Origin of the sequence: Paenibacillus caseinilyticus, from assembly GCF_027533645.1 — a bacterium.
Taxonomy (GTDB): domain Bacteria; phylum Bacillota; class Bacilli; order Paenibacillales; family NBRC-103111; genus Paenibacillus_G; species Paenibacillus_G caseinilyticus.
Genome location: NZ_JAQAGY010000010.1, coordinates 25,350 through 45,644, shown reverse-complemented (window position 1 = coordinate 45,644; position 20,295 = coordinate 25,350). Strand labels below are relative to the sequence as shown.

22 protein-coding genes are annotated in these 20,295 nt (G+C 51.7%); 9 read left to right on the top strand and 13 right to left on the bottom strand.

Annotation, left to right across the window (positions count from 1 at the left end; translation table 11 throughout):
- Positions 1 to 187: 187 nt before the first annotated feature.
- From O9H32_RS16495 to O9H32_RS16470, 6 genes are all read right to left on the bottom strand, one after another.
- Entirely contained in the window at positions 188 to 1,336 is a 1,149-nt protein-coding gene (locus tag O9H32_RS16495; RefSeq protein WP_269867219.1) for an acyltransferase, read from the bottom strand.
- 239 nt (positions 1,337 to 1,575) lie between these two features.
- Positions 1,576 to 2,322, bottom strand: a complete 747-nt coding sequence (locus O9H32_RS16490) for a TraR/DksA C4-type zinc finger protein (RefSeq protein WP_269867218.1) — start codon at positions 2,320 to 2,322, stop codon at positions 1,576 to 1,578.
- Positions 2,323 to 2,447: 125 nt separating this feature from the next.
- On the bottom strand, positions 2,448 to 3,491 hold the full coding sequence (locus O9H32_RS16485) for a Leu/Phe/Val dehydrogenase (protein WP_269867217.1): 1,044 nt from the start codon (positions 3,489 to 3,491) through the stop codon (positions 2,448 to 2,450).
- Positions 3,492 to 3,818: 327 nt separating this feature from the next.
- A complete protein-coding gene (locus O9H32_RS16480) occupies positions 3,819 to 4,535 on the bottom strand; it encodes a class I SAM-dependent methyltransferase (RefSeq protein WP_269867216.1) in 717 nt (238 codons plus the stop codon).
- A 94-nt stretch (positions 4,536 to 4,629) separates the two neighbouring features.
- Positions 4,630 to 5,706, bottom strand: coding sequence for an FUSC family protein (locus tag O9H32_RS16475; protein WP_269867215.1), 1,077 nt, complete (start codon positions 5,704 to 5,706; stop codon positions 4,630 to 4,632).
- Positions 5,707 to 5,957: 251 nt separating this feature from the next.
- Positions 5,958 to 6,206, bottom strand: a complete 249-nt coding sequence (locus tag O9H32_RS16470) for a GlsB/YeaQ/YmgE family stress response membrane protein (RefSeq protein WP_269867214.1) — start codon at positions 6,204 to 6,206, stop codon at positions 5,958 to 5,960.
- 194 nt (positions 6,207 to 6,400) lie between these two features.
- Here O9H32_RS16470 and O9H32_RS16465 point away from each other — a divergent pair, with 194 nt between their 5' ends.
- Positions 6,401 to 7,003 carry a cupin domain-containing protein gene (locus tag O9H32_RS16465; protein WP_269867213.1) on the top strand — a complete coding sequence of 201 codons (603 nt, stop codon included), beginning with the start codon at positions 6,401 to 6,403 and terminating at the stop codon, positions 7,001 to 7,003.
- A gap of 132 nt (positions 7,004 to 7,135) precedes the next feature.
- Complete coding sequence (locus O9H32_RS16460; protein ID WP_269867212.1) at positions 7,136 to 8,017, top strand: hypothetical protein; 882 nt, start codon at positions 7,136 to 7,138, stop codon at positions 8,015 to 8,017.
- Between the two features lie 7 nt (positions 8,018 to 8,024).
- Here the strand turns inward: O9H32_RS16460 and O9H32_RS16455 are convergent, their stop codons facing one another.
- Complete coding sequence (locus tag O9H32_RS16455; protein ID WP_269867211.1) at positions 8,025 to 8,156, bottom strand: hypothetical protein; 132 nt, start codon at positions 8,154 to 8,156, stop codon at positions 8,025 to 8,027.
- Positions 8,157 to 8,257: 101 nt separating this feature from the next.
- The gene (locus tag O9H32_RS16450; protein ID WP_269867210.1) at positions 8,258 to 8,731 is read right to left on the bottom strand and encodes a DDE-type integrase/transposase/recombinase; all 474 of its coding nucleotides are present in this window, start codon (positions 8,729 to 8,731) and stop codon (positions 8,258 to 8,260) included.
- Positions 8,732 to 9,173: 442 nt separating this feature from the next.
- On the opposite strand from O9H32_RS16450, the gene O9H32_RS16445 reads away from it, so the two are divergent.
- The 7 genes from O9H32_RS16445 to O9H32_RS16420 all read left to right on the top strand — a co-directional run bounded on the left by O9H32_RS16445 (position 9,174) and on the right by O9H32_RS16420 (position 15,552).
- Complete coding sequence (locus O9H32_RS16445) at positions 9,174 to 9,350, top strand: DHHW family protein (protein ID WP_269867209.1); 177 nt, start codon at positions 9,174 to 9,176, stop codon at positions 9,348 to 9,350.
- Positions 9,351 to 10,157: 807 nt separating this feature from the next.
- Positions 10,158 to 10,313: a freyrasin family ranthipeptide gene (gene papA / locus O9H32_RS16440; RefSeq protein WP_269867208.1), complete on the top strand. Its 156-nt coding sequence runs from the start codon at positions 10,158 to 10,160 to the stop codon at positions 10,311 to 10,313.
- Positions 10,314 to 10,343: 30 nt separating this feature from the next.
- Entirely contained in the window at positions 10,344 to 10,493 is a 150-nt protein-coding gene (papA, locus tag O9H32_RS32910) for a freyrasin family ranthipeptide (protein WP_406627333.1), read from the top strand.
- Positions 10,494 to 10,640: 147 nt separating this feature from the next.
- The gene (papB, locus tag O9H32_RS16435) at positions 10,641 to 12,053 is read left to right on the top strand and encodes a PapB family radical SAM/SPASM ranthipeptide maturase (RefSeq protein WP_269867207.1); all 1,413 of its coding nucleotides are present in this window, start codon (positions 10,641 to 10,643) and stop codon (positions 12,051 to 12,053) included.
- A 98-nt stretch (positions 12,054 to 12,151) separates the two neighbouring features.
- The gene (locus O9H32_RS16430; RefSeq protein WP_269867206.1) at positions 12,152 to 13,903 is read left to right on the top strand and encodes an ABC transporter ATP-binding protein; all 1,752 of its coding nucleotides are present in this window, start codon (positions 12,152 to 12,154) and stop codon (positions 13,901 to 13,903) included.
- 1 nt (position 13,904) lies between these two features.
- Positions 13,905 to 14,825, top strand: a complete 921-nt coding sequence (locus tag O9H32_RS16425; protein WP_269867205.1) for an ABC transporter ATP-binding protein — start codon at positions 13,905 to 13,907, stop codon at positions 14,823 to 14,825.
- Positions 14,818 to 15,552, top strand: coding sequence for an ABC transporter permease (locus O9H32_RS16420; protein ID WP_269867204.1), 735 nt, complete (start codon positions 14,818 to 14,820; stop codon positions 15,550 to 15,552). The genes O9H32_RS16425 and O9H32_RS16420 overlap by 8 nt, the downstream gene beginning before the upstream one ends.
- Before the next feature lie 109 nt (positions 15,553 to 15,661).
- Here O9H32_RS16420 and O9H32_RS16415 read toward each other — a convergent pair whose 3' ends face one another.
- From O9H32_RS16415 to O9H32_RS16395, 5 genes are all read right to left on the bottom strand, one after another.
- Entirely contained in the window at positions 15,662 to 16,162 is a 501-nt protein-coding gene (locus O9H32_RS16415; protein ID WP_269867203.1) for a DinB family protein, read from the bottom strand.
- Positions 16,163 to 16,502: 340 nt separating this feature from the next.
- Positions 16,503 to 17,174 carry a DUF421 domain-containing protein gene (locus O9H32_RS16410; protein WP_269867202.1) on the bottom strand — a complete coding sequence of 224 codons (672 nt, stop codon included), beginning with the start codon at positions 17,172 to 17,174 and terminating at the stop codon, positions 16,503 to 16,505.
- A gap of 172 nt (positions 17,175 to 17,346) precedes the next feature.
- Positions 17,347 to 18,192, bottom strand: coding sequence for a hypothetical protein (locus O9H32_RS16405; protein ID WP_269867201.1), 846 nt, complete (start codon positions 18,190 to 18,192; stop codon positions 17,347 to 17,349).
- A 38-nt stretch (positions 18,193 to 18,230) separates the two neighbouring features.
- On the bottom strand, positions 18,231 to 19,508 hold the full coding sequence (locus O9H32_RS16400) for an ABC transporter permease (RefSeq protein ID WP_269867200.1): 1,278 nt from the start codon (positions 19,506 to 19,508) through the stop codon (positions 18,231 to 18,233).
- On the bottom strand, positions 19,505 to 20,254 hold the full coding sequence (locus tag O9H32_RS16395; protein ID WP_269867199.1) for an ABC transporter ATP-binding protein: 750 nt from the start codon (positions 20,252 to 20,254) through the stop codon (positions 19,505 to 19,507). The genes O9H32_RS16400 and O9H32_RS16395 overlap by 4 nt, the downstream gene beginning before the upstream one ends.
- Between the last annotated feature and the right edge of the window lie 41 nt (positions 20,255 to 20,295).

Sequence of the window (20,295 nt, the reverse complement as noted above, 5' to 3'; positions counted from 1 at the left end):
GCAGCATTCGGCGAAAGGAAGTTCCGCTTCCCGCCCGAGCAGAGCGGAGCAGACAAGGAAAGCAGACTCTGCCAGTTCAACTTACGGTTCTATGAAAAGAAGCCTGTCCGTCCGAAGACGGGCAGGCTTCAGCAGAGCCGTACGGTCAACCGCGAGGGACCGGTTCCAGGCACCAGCGCTGAGGACGCTATCCGTTCGCAGCCTTTTCTTGGGCACGTACGCCCGGAGGAACCGAAGAGGGCTTGCGTCCCCGCAGACCCTTATTGACCCTGCCGTACGCCCAGGCAAGGAACCAGGAGCCGAGCAGCGGCCAGAGGAAGCCGAGCAGCATGTAGAGATCGTAAGAGAGCATGCTGCCGGTAGGAGCCATGCCGTAACGGTAGAGGCTCAGCAGGGCGGGATGCGCCAGATAGATGCCGAACGAGGCGGATCCGAGCGCAAGCAAAAACCGGTGAAGCCCGGGCGCCTTTGGCGTGAGTACGGCGCCGACCCAGATCAGGGCCATGCCAAGCAGCATCGCATACAGGTTCTGCGTCACTTCGAACCAGGTATGCCCGAAGCCGCCGCTGCCGTACCGGTCATTGAGGTACAACGCGCCAAGCGCGGCCCCCCCCAGCACCGATGCCGGCAGGACGGCCAAGGCGCCCCTCCGCATCCACTGCATGAAAGCGCCGTAATGGATGCCGAGGAACCCGCCTAGCATGAAGACGCCGATATAGGTTACAGCCAGCGACGGGCGGTGTGCCAGCGGGGCCACCGAGTGATTGCAGGCATAGAATCCCGCCTGGATGCCGAAGCCGATCGGCACCATCAGCTGCCGCAGCACGGCAGAGGATTTGACCGCGGTCATCATGAGCGGGAAGAGGAGATAGAATTGGATGATGATGATCATGAAGTAGAGGTGATAGCCTACATCCGCCCACCGCAGCATCTTCAGGAACGGCACCCACTCGATCACGACCGTGCGGGTAAAGAGCCACTGGTTGAATACGTAATAAATAAAAGACCAGAGTACATAAGGGATAATCGAGCTGACGATACGTTTGCGGTAAAAGCCTGCCGCCTGCTTCAGGTTCCACGAGTCGTAATAGCGGTAGAACAGCACGACCCCCGAGATGAAGAGGAAGAGCGGTACGGCGAACAAGCTCATTCGGTTGACGGCGACGAACACCATCTGCGTCAAGCTGCCTTCCCCCAGCGCCAGGGGCGACTCCCCAGTTCGGGCTGTGGCATCGGCTGTCGCATGGATCAGAACAACCGCCAGAATGGCGAACGCCCTCACAATATCGAGCTCCGCAATCTTGGGTCGGTTCTTCTTCTCTTTCGATGATTCCATGAAGTACCTCCAAGAGAAAAAATTTCATTCTGTCCATCATAACACGAAAGCCCGCTTAGTTTGAACCCCAGCCCCCGTTTGAAGTCAAGGAAGTCGTCTCCTGCCAGATAGCGCAATGATCCGGTCCACTCCGCTTCCCACGCCAAAAACCCCGCCAAATGACGGGGCCTCCCTGTATCATCCTGCCGGGCAAAAGAAGTGCGGCGGGTTACCGCGTGTACCTGTATCCAGCTCGCGCCTCACCGCTTGGCGGAATCCCGGCCGAGCTCCCGGTCTTCGAGCAGCGGCTTCGCTTCGTCCTTGCCGACATACTCCCGGTAAGCGCCTGCCTTCTGCACATGGCGCTCGTCTCCGCCGATTCCGCTGCCGGTGAAGGTCTCCAGCTCCTCCACATGGCCCCGCCGGTCCAGCTTGTCCTGCGAGAGCTGGTCGTATGAGGTCACCTCCCGCTTCGCCGCCATCGCCGGCGAATCCGAGTTGCCGTAACTCTCCACCGTCTCCCAGGCATCCGCATCGTCGAAGTGTCCCGCTGCCCGCTGCCGGTTCTCCCCGGCTCCTGACGGAGGACGCGTCATGACCTCCTCCTCTACCGGTCTGCGGTCCGCCTCAGCGCCGCTGTCCGCATGTTCCATACATACCGCGACATAGGGCAGCGCCTCCAGGCGCTCGTACGGAATTCCCTCGTCGCATACCTCGCACATGCCGTATGTACCGGCTTCGATCCGCTCCAGTGCCTCTATAACCTCCTGCAGCTGGCCATCCAGCGTCTCGTTCACCGCCAGATCCCTTCCGCGCTCGAACACTTCCGTCCCGAGATCCGCCGGATGATTGTCCGCCGCGGACAGCTCCCCGGTCGAATCGCGCAGCGACTCCTGCAGGCCTGCCGCCGTCTCGTCCTGAAGCTCGAAGTGCTTCGTCAGTTCCTCTCTTTCCTCAAGCAGCATCTCTCTCAGCCGGTTCGTCTGCGTCTCGGACAAATGATTCATGGTTTGTCCCTCCTTCGGTGATTTCCTTCTACTTACCCCCGTTCCCGAAAGAGTGACGCAGGAGGATGAACAGGTTCATCCCCCGGCCTGGATGGAATTACGCCGTAACATGACGCTCTTGCACTTCAAGGGCGGGCCAGAAGCCGTTCCACTATCCGGTCGGCTGCCTTGGCCGTGGAGACCCGGAACAGGTCCGCTTCCCGGAATACATCCCTCAGCGTGCCATAGACGGCCTCCACCCGGTGGGCGGCTTCCTTGGCCGTGCCGCCTTCGAGGTCAACGGCCGTCGTAATGACGCCTCCCGCGTTGATGACGTAATCCGGCGCATACAGGATCCCGAGGGCCTCGAGCCGGTCCCCGTGCTCGGGCCGCTCCAGCTGGTTGTTCGCCGCCCCGGCCACGATCCGGCAGCGCAGCTTCGGCAGGCTGGCGTCATGGAGCACGCCTCCGAAGGCACAAGGGGCGAAGATATCGCAGGCTGCCTCGTAGATCAGGGCGGGACTCACGGGCAGGGCGCCGAACGAGGCTGCCGCATGACGGACCTTGGCATCGTCGGGGTCGGCGACGATCAAGGCTGCGCCGGCTCCGTGAATATAGCGGCACAGCGCCGTGCCGACTTTGCCTAGTCCCTGCACGGCGACGGTCCGGCCGGCGAGCGTATCCACGCCGAAGACCTCTTTCACCGAAGCCAGCATAGCGATGAACACTCCGTAAGCGGTCATCTCTGCCGTCAGATTGCCGGTGGCGCAGAGCGAGCCGGTCTGGTCAGTGACGTAGCGGGTCTCCAGCGCGACGCGGTCCATGTCCGCGACATCGGTCCCGAGATCCACTCCCGTGATGTAACGCCCCGCCATAGACTCCACGAACCGCCCGAAGGCCCGCATCCGCGCCTTCGACTTTTGCGTCCCCGGATCGCCGACAATGACGGCTTTGCCCCCGCCGTAAGGCAGTCCCGCCATGGCGGATTTGTAGGTCATGCCCCGTGCCAGGCGCAGCGCATCCGCCGCGGCAGCGGAGCCCGAAGCATAGGCGTGCATCCGGCAGCCGCCCAGGGCCGGCCCCCGCTGCGTGCTGTGGATGGCGATCACCGCCTGCAGTCCGCTGTTCGCATCCCTTGCGAATGACAATCGTTCGCAGCCGTAATTTTTCATTGCTTCGAGCATATCCATGGGAGTTCTCCCCTTCCGCAGTGGCCGGCCGGAGAGAAACTATTGGCAAGAGGGCCGCGCTTGTTATCAGCATATGCCTTCTCCATACAGGCGGTGCCAAGGGAGAATAGGGCCCTGAAGTCGTACAGCTCTTCCGATCCCTGCCAACGGCCAAAATACACGGCTTCGCCATCCTTGAAAGGACGGCGAAGCCGTGTATGAGAAATATAAGATTACAGGATTGAGCCCCGGTGAGATATAAATTCTTACTTGCGGCCGCTGCTATGGTGAACTCCCTGCTTACTGCCGGATAATAACTGCCGGATAAGATCCTTGTAAGAGATCTTCTTACAGGGCGGGCTTGCGCGCCCCGAAGGCGACGCAGTGCCCCTTCATCTGTACAGGCACCTCGCCGCGGTTAATAGAGAGATCCAGCGGCTCGATCTGTGCATGAAGCTCCTCCCAGCCAGGCACCGCATCGCGCAGCAGCGACAGCGCCTCGGACGATTTCAGTACCACTTCAATCAGCGTCTCGCGCTTCTCCCCCGTCCGCCGGTCGAACTCCTCGATGTCTGTGTTCATCAGCACGCATAGGATCCCGCCCGGCCTTACGCCGTCTGCCATTGCGCACACGGTTCTTCGCAGGACTTCCTCGGAACGGCAGTGCTCCATGGCTCCTGCGGCGAGGATAAAGTCGTAGGCTTCCCGGCCGATCGCGTACTCCCCAAGATCCGCCTGTTCGGCAGTCACCGCGTTCTCGGTGCCGTATCGGCGGCTGTATTCCTTCAGCTTCCCGAGTGCGGAGTCCAGTAGATCGACGCAATGGACCGAACCGCCGGCTCCGCCAACCCGCTTTGCCAGCGGAATGGCATTGCGGCCGACGCCGCTTCCGAGATCGAGCACCTGAAGCGGCTGTGAAGCATCCAGCTTCCCGGCCAGCTCGAGCACCAGCGGGATCGGTTCGCTGAGCCATGAGCCCTTTTGGTACAAGCCGACGTTCTTGTAATACTGCTCGTGATACTGCCGCTCGGCCTTGCGGATGCGCTTCAGTTGAACGGAATTCATAAGATCCCCCCCCCCATCTAACTGCAGGCGTATTTCTTGGTGCCTGCAGCCTTTCCTATGGAGCTTTACCCCGCCCGTCACCTAGTTGACGCAGTCAGCTTTTCTCGAAATTTTTGCGGATGCGCCCCAGGGAGAAATCAAGCGGGTCCTTGAGATCTGCCCCGCCCTTGAACTGTTCCACGAGCCGGTCGAGCCGCCCGGTCTGGTATCCGTAATCGTACAGGACGGCCGCTACGACGGACAGCCGCACCGAGCCCTCCATCCCTTCGCTGCCGCGCCGCATCATCCAGTCCATGAAGCGATGGTTCTCTTCCTCGACCGTCTGGGCTTCGTGGCTGTCCGGCTTTAGCTTGTCGTCGAATTTGAGCATGACATGCTCATGGTACTTGATCAGCCGCTCCAGGTGGTGGTCGAACACCTCGTCGATCTCCGGCGAACGGCCGGCTCCGAAGTAATGCTCCTCAATGACATCGAGCACCTCCGCCCCTTTCTCCATCGTATGCAGCATCTGCTTGTAGACGACGAGATGGCGCGAGCGGCTGTACTTGGCCCGCTTCAGCTTCTTCTGTTCTTCCTCGAAGAGGGAGTATTTGCCAGCCAGCGACTTCAGCGCCCCATCCAGGGCCTGCCTCTCCTCACGGAACACCGATTCCTTGATTTCGTCGGAGATCATCGTCCGCAGCAGCAGCGACATCTTCTGGAAGACGCTGTGAATCTGCGAGACGAACTGCACCTTCGGCTTCGGAGGAATGAAGAAAATGTTGACGAGGAATGCCGCCCCGATGCCGGTCAGCGACAGCAGGAACCGGTTGAGGGCGAAGTCCCACTGCCCCGATGCTTCCATCACGGCCACAACCGTGACGAGGGTGATGCCTATCGTTTCTTCCATTTTCATTTGAAGACAGATAAGAATGACCAGAATGCATACGATGCCGATCGCAATCGGTTCGTTGGAGAAGAAGTGCCCGGCCGCCAGGGCCAGCATGGCGCCCAGCAGGTTGGTCTGGAGCTGGTCGAGAAAATAGCGCCACGACCGGTAAATCGACGGCTGCATAGCGAAGATCGCCGCAACGGCCGCAATCACCGGAGGGGTGAAACCGAGCAGCATGGCGACATAGAGGGACAGGGTGACCGCTATCCCCGTTTTGAGCACACGGGCTCCCAAAGCCACAGCAATCACTCCTTCAAAGGGTACGAGTTTACATACAGCCCTTATCTTACACGGGTTCATCCCGATTGGCAAAAGAGGCCTGTTCCCCTTATTACCCACGAACGCGGCACCGCCCCATGGCAGCGTAAGAATAAGGCGTCCCGTTCCCCCGTCCCTATGCCCGGATAGCAGAAAAAAGGCTCCCGACCGTCAGGAACCCCTCTACTGTTCTTCATGCAGCATGCCCGATGATGTATTCGTCCGGCTTCATATTACCTGGCTTTATGGAAGCTTCTAAGGATGAGGCTGAGGATGAACACCAGCGCCACCGCACCAATTATGGCCGGTATGAAATAAAAGCCGCCAATGACAGGCCCCCAGTGGCCCAGCAATGCCGTGCCCACCCATGATCCGATAAAGCCTGCGATAATATTGCCGATGATGCCGCCGGGAATATCTCTGCCGGCAAGAGCTCCCCCCAGCCAGCCGATGATACCGCCGATAATGAGAGACCAGATCATTGCTCTTCCCCCTTTTCATGTGGTTCCTTTCATTATGGCGCATTCCCGCCCCCTTCAATCATCCTTATACTGGAATACATGTACCGGGTTCCAAGTCGCCCCGCCATGAATCGCTTAATCATGAATATTGGCTCGCTGAATATACTTTGGAGTGTCCATATCCCATTTCTAATAGGAAAGGAGTGATCCTGCGAATGACAGCCACGGGCCAGCCCGTCGATTACAGCTCCCCATCATTAGATTTATCGTTTGACTTAAGAACTTCCCCCTACTTCGTGAAGGACGACCGGAACTTCCTTCTGTATCAAACAGCGAAACAATTACCCGTCATGCAAGGCTTAAGCCTAGTCGATACCTATCTAAGCAGAGGGCATAGCATAGAGCCACATTGGCACCCCAATGCGAACGAACTTATCTACACGATTGAGGGTGAGATCGTCGAATCCATCTTGAACCCCTTTACCCTTGAACTGCTTAATTACCGTCTCGGCCCCAGGCAATCGGTATATATTCCGCAAGGATGGTGGCATTGGACCCTTGCAGTTTCGGAGCATACCCGCTTCGTGGTTACGTTTGACCATAATAAATTCGAGATCGTGTATGGGTCCGATATCCTGAGGATTACGCCTCCTGAGGTGCTTCAGGCAGTATATGGCATCAATGCCGGCCAATGGGCCGAAGTCACCCATCCGATCGATCAGACCGTTATCATAGGCCCGCCGGAGCCGAATTCCAAAGAGAAGCGATGGCGGATAGGAACAGACGAGTGGTCATCCCCCCGTCATATCGACATATAGATTTTTTATTAAATTGGCGGCCGTATCCCTATGCATCTGAGGGAGCGGCCGCCATGGTTTTTTATCAAGTATGAACCGCCCGGGTCAACGGAAACAATAGGAGATATGGCCTTTACGGAAGGAAGTTGACTTATGCCGAATATCATCTGGTACTATGGGTTGATTGTCATCGGGACAGCCATTGCCGGCTATACTGTGTATCGAAAAGGGAACGCGGCGGATGTGTTCACTTATTTTTTGTTCACGACGGCTTGGACATGGGTAGGCGAAGCCGTCGTGCTGTTCGTATTTAATGCTTACGCCTATAAACCCGGACTTTATACGGATCCTTTCCAAGAGAATATTATCGGCCATATGATAGCCAATTCGACATGGGCGTCGACCGCGGTATGGGTGCTGTATTTTCAGCCGTCCTACCTTCGGATTGGATTGATTGCCGCCGGGTTTATGCTGACCGAGGAAGTGTTTCTTAGATCCGGCTCCTATTCCCACTATTGGTGGGGCACTTATATGACCGGTATCTGCATCTTTATTTTTATGGCTGTCATGAAGAAGTGGTACATCCTTTTACATGAAACCGAACGCCAATCCCCGCGGATCACCGTCTTTTGGACGATCGCCTGGGTCATTTTGCAGACTCCGACAAGCGTGCTGATGCTTTTCGACAACCAATTTTTCCGTGTGTATTGGACCGCGAACCTTTACAGGGACAGCACGTTATTCAGCGGCTTTTTATACCACGTGCTGGCGGCTTTTATCGTAATCTTCTTTATGTACGTGCCCAAAAGTAAATACTGGAAGGCGGCGCCCTTTTTGATCCTGGTATGCGGCGATATCCTCCTGTGGAACGCCGGAGTATTGATTTTATACAACGATTGGAAGTTGATTGATTTCATCTGCATTCGCGCGGCAAGCCTGCTGCTGATATACCTGCTTGAACAATTCACGTTGAACCGGATTCGGGTAGCCAACCCGGCTAAAGGATCATCAATTCCATCCAAGGCCGGGGACTAGCATTCCATCATTTCAGGTAAATTCGGAGCTGTCCCTCCGGCGTCACTTGGGCGAGCAGGACGTCCTCCCGGCGCAGCAGCGAGAAGACGGATATCGATACGACACCCACCCATAAGGAAACCGTATGATTAAACATCATTTATCTTTTTTCGTCCCCATTGATACCTATGGTATTGTAACAGCGAATGTAACGATTAATCTCTCGTTCCAAATCAGCCAGTGTTGTACAGTTTCGGCTTTTCACATGATCTTTAAGATGCCAAAGAAGAACTCTTTAGGAGCATTATCCCAGCAGTTGCCTCGTCGTGACATGGACTGTCCAAGGCCCTTCATTTTCAATAATTGCTGGTACGTTGGACTCGTGTAGTGGCTCACTTGATCCAAAAGGATGTACGCATCCTTATGGAGCTTCAATCGACGCTGCCTCATTAACGATTGGACGGTGTCTGTAGCAAGGGTCAAATGGAGGGTGGTGGAGAAGTTATGGGCAAGCAATTCGCCTGTGGATGCACCCAAAATGGTCGACAAATAAGCCGTCTGCGACTTGCCATACGGGAGATAGGTGATGTCGGTGAGCAGCGCAAGTCCAGGAACATTCTTGTTGAGGTCCCTCTGTAGCTCATTAGGAACGGTGCGATGCTCGAGTGTAGCCTTCACCATCCGCCGATACGAATTGGCGCGTCGATGGGGACATACAAGGGTAAACTTTTTCAACAAGTCGTTTGATTCGATTGAGGTTGTACACCGTGCCATACTCGTGTTCCAAAATCATTTTGATGGAGCGCGAGCCTTTCTTGAATCCTCTTCGATGAAATGCTTTCGTTAACAAGGCCACCGGCTTGTTCATCTCTTTGCTTACGTTCCTCGCGTTTACCAGCAGATAAAAGGTAGTTGTATAAGCCTGAGCGTGAGACGTCAAGGAGCGCTCGTCATGCGTTCAAAGCCTTGTTTAATCGCGCCTTGAATAAGTTCGAACCGTTCACTAGGTTTTCTCCGTTTGCTAACAGCCTCCTTTCGCTCCTGTCTAACTCTTTCACGTATTCCAGTTGTGCCTCCAGCAGCTTAATCTTCGCTTCCTGTTCGCAATAATCTCATCGGGTGATAGCGTTGGTTTCAACGGACGTAGGGCTGTTCTTCGCGTGAGTCCGCCAATCCAGTGATTCCGTCTTTGTCACCCGGCGTCACGCCGGTCGATGCCCTGAGCCGGCTGAAGGCCCATGCGGAGGAGCCCGTCTACTTCCACACGGACCATCATTGGACGGCGGACGGCGCTTATTACGGTTATGCGGCCTTCATGGAAGCCCGGGGGCTGCAGCCGCTGCCGCTGTCGTAGTTCGAGAGGGGCGAAGTGTCCGGTTTCCTTGGGACACTTTACTCCGCGACCCTGAACAGGAATCTGCACTGCACAAGGCGCCCGATCGGATGGTCTATTACAAGCCCCGGGGGCAAGCGAATATACAGGGCAGAATGCCGGTGCGCTGAAGCTGGGCCTGATCGATCTGAACCATGCGAAGAAAAAAACAAATACCGTCTGTTCCTGAGCGGGGACCGGCCCTGGCGGCGGATCTCTACCGCAGCGAACAAAGACAAACGGCTTGCCGTAATTAAGGACTCCTACGACAATGCATGATTCATTTTCTCATCCCCCACTATGGGGGAATCTATGTGATCGACCCCCGGCAGTTCCCGCGCACGATGATAAAACTTTAAAAAACAGGCTGTCGAACCTGCAGGCAGCATCAATAAGCCCGGCCGGGACCCCACGGTCCAGCTGGGCGAAAATAATTATTTAGGTAGCTCTAGTTGGTAAAATAACTTGATTTTCAATTATGTCACAGGAGTATAAGCACACAATCTTTCTTTTGTACCAAAGTATTTACTCCTAAAACTATTAAGATCTTAAAACTATATCACTATATTTATTTGTAATTTTAATAATTATTGGTAATTATTTACTAATTTGTCTGCTCTTCATATGTCTTTTTTTGTCATGCAGTAGACGAAATTGAATTACATATTTAGTATTTTTGTACCTTAATTTACCATTTTATTTTTAGTAATTTATTCATGAGCAGTCATTGAATGAACACTTGCTGCTACAATCTCACCTGATAAGCAAAAGGAAAGGAGGCATGTCTCTATGTTTAAAAAAATCAACATCAATCCAAATGAAGGCCTCAAAGATAACGGGGGCGGGGGCGGTGGAGACGATAAGGATCATTGCTACTTTTGTGACACGGGAGATTGGTGCTCTTCTTGCGACGCTGCAGACTTCTGTATTTTCTCCGATACTTAATTGCTAAGTTATTGAAAGGAGGTGAAAGAAATGTTCCAAAAGGTAAATGCCACTGCCGTAAATCCTAACGATGGGCTTAAATCGGATTGCGCTCATACGGACCATTGTTATTTCTGCGACACTGGTGATTGGTGCTCTTCTTGTGATGCTGCGGACTTTTGTGTTTTCTCTGATACTTAGTAGATGATTCAATTTAGAAGGTAGAGGGGCTGTAGTATTCACGACGCCCTTCTATCTTCTACAACTGTGCAATAGACTTTATAGTAATCTCGCCGTTCCCAAATTTTATAAAGAGAATGGTTGAAAAGAAAAATAGGAGGAAAAAATATGCAGAACGCTACATTGGAATTCTACCCCAATCGTATTTTTAGGAATAGTGGTAAAGTGTATTATTATAATATTCTTACCAATGGTCTTTTTGAAATTGACGATGATACTTTAAGTTTCATTAAGGCAGCTGGTAAAAAGCCGTTGGAAGATGTGTACGCCGAAATGTCAGATAAATGGACGGGCGAGTTTATGGATACATTAATACAAGATATGAAGGACTCAATGGTCATTAAGACCCCAGAAAATTCCAATAATATTAAAGCTATAAGAAATAATAAGCCTCAACCATCGCATGCTGTTTCTTCTTTAATATTGTTTATGGTACAAGAATGCAATTTGCGATGTACATACTGTTATGCCGGCGACGGTGAATATAACGATAAAGGAAGAATGTCGATAGATGTAGCCAAGGGTGCAGTTGATTATCTAATTAGAACAAGTGGTGAAAGAAAAGATTTATATTTAATCTTTTTTGGAGGAGAACCTCTTTTAAACTATAATTTAGTAAAAGAAACAGTCCTATACGCGGAACAACAAGGTCAAATCCATAATAAAAGGTTTTCATTTTCTATGACAAGCAATGGTACTTTAATAACAAGTGAGATAGAACAATTTATCATAGAACATAAGATTGGTGTTCAAATCAGTATTGATGGAGATAAAGAAACCCATGACCATAATAGATTTTATAAGGGTAGAGTGGGATCATATGATAAAATAATAGAAAAAACAGAAGGATTGAGAAAAAAACGTCTTCTTAGCGCAAGAGCAACCGTTACAAATAAACAATTAAACTTATCACATACTTTTGAACATTTGACCCAGCTGGGTTTCAGGAATATAGCAATGTCGCCAGCTGCAGCAATGTTAACAAATGATGATTATAAAACATTAATTAAAGAAAATTTAAAACTAATAAAGGAATTCGAAAATCTAATTAACGAAGGTAACTTTGAGAAAGCTGTAAAAATGAAGAATGTTTTAGGTTACCTCCAAAAAGTAAATGGTGGGCAAACCAGCACTTACTTTTGCGGTGCCGCTACAAACATGTTGGCAGTAGATATTCATGGGTCGTTATATCCATGCCATAGATTTGTTAGTGAAAAAAATTACTCCCTTGGCGATATTTACCGCGGCACTTCAATTAAGTATGATAACTTTTTGGATGAAGTTCACGTTGAAAGCAGGAGTACCTGTACCTCCTGTTGGGCAAGAAACTTATGTACAGGTGGATGTCACCATGAAAACTACGTTGCCAATGGTACAACGCAGACTCCGGCTGAAAACTATTGCAAATTAACACGCGCTGTATTTCAAGAAATTATCTATTTATATATGAGGTTAACTGAAGAACAAAAGAACAAGCTTTTCCGTTCAAAGAAAAAAGAAGAATTACAACCAACATCATAAAATATATTAATTCACTTTGCACTTGATTGCTCAAATTCAAGTGCAATTGCTGTTACATTAACATAAGGTAGTTTTGAGATTAAATTGTGAGGTCATACATGATCACTTCCTTTTTATTAAAATACATCCCCCCTCTAAAGAAACGCGTTCTCTTTATCATTGTTCTCATAGTAATAGATATGTTTGCTCTGTTATATCAACCATATCTAATAAAAAACATAGTTGACTCAATATCTGCAGGCAAGTTATCCGCAGACTCCCTACGGATTAATTTGTCCCTTTACTTCAGTCTAATAGTAACTCATATCCTTTGTGGCAGCGGTCGTGATTACTTACTTGCATACCTTAGAAATAAGATTAGATTAAAAGTGCGAAACGATTTGTATTACAAAATGATTTCCACTAAAGATAAACTAAACATAGGCCAATCGATCACAACAGTACTAAACGACGTAGACTCCGTAATTAATTTTATTACCGGAGCCCTTGTTATCGTTCTTACTGACTCATTATTTCTAGTCATATCATTAACTATATTATTTAACATGAACCCCAAACTTGCGTTTTTGTCTTGTTGTTTTTTTCCAATCTATTATATCATCTACGCCCTTACAAAGAAAAAAAGCTATCAACTGAGTATGAATTTAAAAAAACAAGCGGGTAACGTATCAGATACGCTCCAAAGTGGACTGCGGACAAGGCGGTTAGCTCAACTTCACAATAGAAAAAAAAAGCATCTTCTTATATTCTATCGTGAATTAAAAAAATTTATGAAGCTTGAGTTACAATTGTCGTTATTTCAAAACATTCTAAATTATGGTCGATATGCTATTTCTGCAAGCGCCCCTTTTATTATATTATATGCGGGAGGATTATTATTAATTCATCAGGAGATTTCCATAGGCCAGCTTGTTGCCGTATTCTCTTATTTATATATCATATTCAAACCGTTATCCCGACTGACCCAAGTGAATATTAACTTTCAATCAACATTAGCCTCCTTAACGCGCATAAATTCTTACCCAGATTCATCTGCTGACCCTAGTAAAAAGTTTGCTATGAAAAAATGGAATAACTATATTTCATTCCACAATGTTTCTTATGAAAATGAGTCAAGTTTAATCATTAAAAATCTTAGTTATACCATTCCAAAAGGTCATTTTGTCGGTATTGTGGGTGAAAATGGATCTGGAAAAAGCACTTTATTACGAATGTTACTGGGAGAAGTGAAATGTTCAACTGGGTATATAACATACGACGGAATACCAGTGGATGAAATTGAAACAACAACTCTTTATAGGGATATTGCTGTAGTTCCACAGGAAATTAACCTAATAGAAGGAAGCATATATGAAAATATAGCTTATGGATGTCCTGGAGCACCGCCCAGTACAGTCTTTGAAGCCGCCAAACTAGTGGGTTTAGAAGAAATCATTCAACGTTTGCCAGAAGGATACGACACTTGGGTTAACGAAAATTCACTAGAGTTATCCCAAGGCCAAAAACAAAGAATTTCTATAGCAAGGGCATTACTGAAAAAAGCGAGCATTCTTATATTGGATGAGCCCTCCTCTTCCCTTGATCCAGAATCAGAGTTAATTATTAACTCATTATTAAAGCAATTAAAAGATGCTCAATGTACTATCATTTTGGTAACTCACCGTTTTAGTCCGCTTCTTTCAGCAGATGCGATACTCGTCCTGGAGAGGGGACGACTTGTGGAAGAAGGTACCCACCATACGCTCATTTCTCAAAATGGTGTTTACCGTAAGTTATTTATGCACCAATCGGAACCAAGCGGTTTTATGAACGAGAATGAAAAATATAGTCTTCTGGGAGAGAAATTATAGTATGGAGTATATTTTGAAGACCTGCCATTTAAGCAAATCTTTCGGGCAAACCCAGGCAGTTCGAGATATAAATATAAACATCAAGGAAGGAGACATTTACGGTCTTCTTGGTAATAATGGAGCAGGTAAAACGACAATAATACGAATGATTCTGGGACTTATTACACCCACAAATGGTGAAGTTTTGCTATTCGGTAAAAATATACAGTCCCAGCGGTCGAGTTACTTAAGAAATATAGGAGCAATTATTGAATATCCTGGTGCCTACGAAAACCTATCGGCAATAGAAAACCTGCAGCTACATCAAAGGTTGATGGGTGGGGTCAGTAACGAACGCGTTGATGAAGTCCTTCATTTAATTGGACTTGAACATGAGAGAAGTAAAAAGGTTAAAGATTTTTCACTGGGGATGAAGCAACGGCTTGGCATTGGAAGAGCGCTTCTCCACGAGCCTAAGTTTCTTATCTTGGACGAGCCCACCAATGGCTTGGATCCAATGGGCATTAAAGAAATACGAAATTTGATTATATATCTAGCTCAACATGATAAGGTGACAATCATGATATCAAGCCACATCCTGAGCGAAGTGGAACAAATGGCAACAAAAATCGGAGTTATTAATAAAGGTGTACTGGTGGAAGAGGAAGATCTTCACTTACTTCGAGAACGCAGCAGTCATTTTATAAGAATCTTTACGAAGCAAGTTAAGGAAACTGCCATACTTCTTCAAACCCATTTTGCTATGTCCCCTATATTATATTGTTCTGAAGAATTTATAGATATTAAGGGGGGATATTACGAAAACTCAAGTATTATAAATAAACTTGTGCAAGAAGACATAAAAATTGATGAGTTTCATAACAAAAAAGAAACTCTAGAAGAATATATCCTCAAGAAGATCGGGGGTGACTCTCGTGTCTAGCCTAATCAACATCACTGTTACCGAGTGGCTAAAGTTAAAAAAAGCAAAAATATTGTGGATTCTGCCGACTAGTGTATTGATTCCAAACTTACTTACATTTTCAATGTATGCCTTTAATCCAAAATACCCCAACGTATTATGGGACGATTACTTTGTCTTGACTGAAATGATGATTAACATGATGGTAGCAATCGGCCTGTACAACATTTTAACAGGATACATTTTTTCAAGGGAATATCAAGAAGGTACGGTTCAGTATTTGTTTATCTATCCTTACAGCCGAGAATTATTTTTAATCGGGAAGCTATTGCTGCTTTTTTGCATGATTCTTGCTACTATTGCTGCCTCTTTTCTTCTCACAATAATCACTGGGCTACTCCTAAAACACGAGCTGCTTACTTGGGCAATCATAACCAAATACCTTGTAGTTTCTCTCCTTATGGTCATACTTCATTTTGCGCTGGTACCCATTGCGGCAAGCATTAGTATCTTCCGAAAACATCTGGTGTCAACGGTAATATTTAGCGTTTCGGTTATGCTGCTCAATCTTATCTTAGTAAACACCCCTTTAGGGATTTTTTTTCCTTGGAGTATTCCTAATCTTTTTAGCCCTCATGAGAACGGAAGATCTATTGTGAATTATCCTATTGGTATTGCAACTATAACGGCAACCTTTGTCATTGGCATATTCTTATGCATAAAAGCTATAAAAAAAGATGTCTCATAACTATTTGTTAGTAACATTACCGGTCTTTCTTCATGCCCATTTCTCATAAGAGCCTAATTTGATACATAGCCCGGTGAGATCTAAAAACTCACCGGGCTTTCATAATTTCCTACACTAATGGAACCATACCCTGCTCGATCCAAGTTTCCCGGGTGGGGCCGTAGATATCCGGCACCCGCAGACCCGCCTGCCGCATCAGCACCGTCATCTGTCCCCGATGGTGCACCTCATGCTGGATCACGATCCGCAGGGTCAGGCCGTTAGGCCACTGCTCCCCGTACATATCCACGAGCTTGGAGAGATCCGCATCGGTCCACTGGGCTTGTACGGCTGCCAGCATGGAAGCGGATGCCTTGCGGTACGTATCGGCAATGAAGGCTGCGGAGGCCGGAGCCTGCTCCTCCCCTTCCGGCGCCGGGAATTCGAGTCCCGTACGCGATAGCATCTCGTGTATCGTAGTGGTGATGTGCCATCCGATCTGGCCCAGGCTGCGGTAGTCCGGCGCAATTCTCTGTTGAAGGGAACTGTCGGTAAGCGCATCCAGGATGCGCTGGGTGGAAGCGGATTCGTTCTGCCATGAAGCGGCGAATTCAGACACAGTCTTAAACATAAAGCGGATAACCTCCTAATAGATGGTTGGTTACGGGTCCCAAACCCGTATATGTCCCTATCTTATAATGGCAACCCTGACAGCCTTATGTCAGCGATGGTTCGGCGGACAATATTTCTTGGGCAGATGTGGAAAGATAGTAACGAATTTCTTTCGCCGATGGCGCTACAGGAAAGGGACGCGGGACCATGCTCAATAAGTCGATGATTTCTCCGAACCAGCTGCTGGCCATGATCATCCTCTTCGAGTTCGGCACCGCTCTGGTCATCCGGATCGGAGGGGGTGGCCAACCCGGCTAACGGATCATGAATTCCATCCAAGGCCGGGGACTAGCATTCCATCATTTCAGGTAAATTCGGAGCTGTCCCTCCGGCGTCACTTGGGCGAGCAGGATGTCCTCCCGGCGCAGCTTCCGCTCCGCAAGCATCCCCTGCAGCCAGCCGGTGTCCTTGCCCACGGCGCTCAGGTGCTTCTCCATAATCCGTCCGTCGATGATACAGGACACCGGCGTGCCGTCCGGGGCCGGATCCAGACCCAGCTGTTCGGGAGTTACCGGGCGGAGACGGCCTTTCTTCTGCAGCGAGATCGTTCCGTCCGTTTCAAAATAGGCCGTCTCGACCTCCTCGATCGAGAAGCTGTCCTTCTTGCGCAGAAGCATCAGCAGATCGTTCACGGTCAACCGCGACCTTCTCATCGCCTGCACCTGGATCTCGCCATGCTCTATAATCAGCTTCGGCTTGCCCTGCAGCAGATTCCTGGCTGTGGCGCTCTTCAGACTTATATAATCGGAGAGCAGCACCAGAAGCGAGAAGACGGATATCGATACGACACCCACCCATAAGGAAACCGTATGATTAAACATCATATTCCCGCCGATGGCACCGAAGGTGACACCTGCCACAAAATCAAAAAAGGTCATGTGCGAGATCAGCTTCTTGCCTATGATCCGCGACCAGACCAGCAGTGCGGCAAAGGCAACGGTAACCCGCAGCAGCTGAAGCGCAAAGTCCATTGCTTCTCCCTCCTTCTGCGGCGGCCGGGCGGCCCTTCCCCTCCGGTTCAAAGGCCAAGCCGGTTCCTTCCTATCCGCGATTCCTATATATGGATAGCATTCGCATAACGAAAGGGGCCTATGCGCCTTCAGGACCAAGCGAAACAAGTGAACGATGCAGCCGGGAGCTCCTTTACTCTTTGATCTTCTCAAACTGGGCATCGTACAGGCGGAACATCGTCTTATAGCCGGATTCGTCGATCTTGATCCCCACATCGAGGCGGCCCGTGATCTTAAGCGGCCCCTGGGTGTACCTCAGCTTCACATCGTCCGGAACGTAGACGATCATGATCTTGTTCCAATAAGTTTCATCCCCATTGTCGAACGGGCATTCCGCACCCGGCTTCGGAATCAGCAGGAACCAGTTCTTCTCCATGGAGAGCACCTCGCCCATGTAGCCCTTGATCTCAACGGACTTGCCGTTCAAATCCCAGAATTTGTTCGACGGCGTCTTCTGCTCCTCGTTGTCGAAGAATTCATCCCAGCTGACCACGGGCGGGCCCGAAGTGTGCGCGGGAGCCGCCTTAGTGGCTTCCGCCGCTGCGGCCGGCTGAGCCGCGGCTGCGGGCTCGCTCCCGGCGGCCGCGCCCTGCGGCGCCGTCTCCGGCGCGGGCTGCGCCGCTCCCGCCGCTGCGGCCGGCTGAGCCGCGGCTGCGGGCTCGCTCCCGGCGGCCGCGCCCTGCGGTGCCGACTCCGGCGCGGGCTGCGCCGCTCCCGCCGCTGCGGCCGGCTGTGCCGAAGCTGCGGGCTCGCTGCCGGCGGCTGCGCCCTGCGGTGCCGTCTCCGGCGCGGGCTGCGCAGCTCCCGCCGCTGCGGCCGGCTGTGCCGCGGCTGCGCCCTGCGGCGCTGCGGCCGGCTGAGCGTCCCCGAACGAGCCGCGTGCTCCCGGCACCTCGGCGGCCGACTGTGTACCGCCGGCCTTCCCGCAGGCCGTCAGCAGTATGCAGCCGCACAGCACTGCATAGGTAAGCTTTTTCATCAAGATCAGCTCCATCTCAAGATTAAGTTAACTCACGCTTACGATCTGAATAACTGCAGCGGGTCCGCCCGGTACACCCGGGCTGCGGGGCCGAGCGAAGCAGCCGCCCCGATGAGCAGCGTCCCTGCGGCAAGCCACCCTTCGCCGCTCTGGAATGTCAGACCCGCCACATGAATACCCGAGAACTCGAACATCGCTCCGGCGCCAAGGAAGCTGCCGACGTGGCCGATGAACAGCCCCAGCACGAGACCGATGGCCGTAATCAGCAGCCCTTCGCCGAGCATCGTGAACCAGATGAACGATGCCGGCTTGCCGATCAGCCGCAGCAGCCCCGCATCCTTGCGTCTCTCTCCCGCTGCCGCCACGAGCGACAGCAGCACGGAGATCGCCGCAAGCAGCACGCAGAGCAGCGAGACGATATTCAGCAGGGCGGAGCCCTGATCGACTAGGTTCACGACATCGGCTACCGCCTTGCTCGTATAGACCGCCTGTACGTTGTCCAGCTTGTCATAGGCGAGCTTCAGTGACTGGGCGCCTCCGATGGACCTCGGCTTCACGAGTACGGCCGTCACCTCCCGGTGCTCCTGCGCTGCGGCCCCATGCACCTTCCACGCATAATCCACCGTAGTGAACACGGCCCGGTCGTCGGCACTGTTGAGGGACGGGAGAATGCCGACGACATGGTATACGAACGAAGCATGCGCATCGCTCTCGTGTCCGGCTCCGGCTTTTTCCTCGCCGTCTGCATGCCCCGCCTCTTCGCCGGTTTCCCCTTCGTGCGCTTCCTCATCCGCATGCCCTTCTTCCTCGTCGCCATGGGTGTCCACCAGTCCGTGGCCCCCCTTGAACGTGTCGCCTACACGGACACCGAGCTCCTTGGCCGCGTGCGCTCCGATCACCACCTCGCCGGAAGCGGCGTACAGCCTGCCCTCGGCAAGCTTGCGGTCGCCGTAGCGCTCAGGAAAGTAGCCGGGCTCGATGCCGACAATCGGATAGCCGTTGTAATTGTCTCCCGTCGTCAACGCATAGGCGGCGGCCGTCTCCTTCTCTTGGGCCAGCTTCTCGAACACCGCGTATGGAATATTGCCCGTCGGCGCATCGACATGGTAGAACGTGTTCAGCACGAGCTGGGTCTCGCTTCCGTCCGCTCCGACCACCAGTTCGAAGGGACCGTAACCCTTGGCCGCCCCCTCTTCGATTCCCGCCTTCACAAGCAGCAAGAAGACGAGCAGCCCGACCGTCAGCGCCACAGATAGAATCGTCAGCAGCGACAGCATCTTACGGTGCAGCAGATTGCGCCACAGCAGCATGATCACAGCGCCACCTCCTCCTTCTCACGGACAGGCGGCCGATCCGCTGCAGGAGGCACCAGCGTATTCAGCTCGCCGATATGGACCGTACGGGAGAAGGAGCGGGCCAAGTGCAGGTCATGCGTCACGGTGACCAGGGTGCCCCCTTCCTTCTCGCAGAGACCGAGCAGCAGCTTCATCAGGGCGCCTGCCGTCTCCACATCCAGTGAGCCTGTCGGCTCGTCGGCCAGGATCAGGGGCGGCCGGTTGATCAGCGCGCGGACGATCGCCACACGCTGCTGCTGTCCCCGGGAGAGCTGCGCAGGCCTATGGCCCATCCGGTCTGCCATGCCGGCGGCTTCCATCCACTCCCGGATGCGCTCCCGCTTCTCTTTCTTGGCCATACCTGTTGGCAGGACCAGCTCCACGTTCTGCTGCGCCGTCAGGGAAGGGATCAGGTGAAAATCCTGGAAAATGTATCCGATCTTCTCCGCCCTGAACCGGTCCCGGGCGCGTCCGGACAGCGCTTGGACCGCCTGGCCGTCGACCCGAACCTCTCCGGTGTCCGGCGTTCCAATGCCGCTCAGCAGATGCAGCAGCGAGCTCTTGCCGCTGCCGTTCGGGCCGATCAGCGCTATACGTTCACCGCGCGAGACTTCCCACGCGGGAATATTCAAGATGGGAAGCGTGCGGCCGTTCACCGCGAACGCTTGGGTCACCCCGCTCAAGACAATCATGCGGTCCGCCGTATTCTTGCTATGTACTGTATTCATGCCATTCATGCCATTCTTCCCCCAAGTCCTTCATGAGAGTT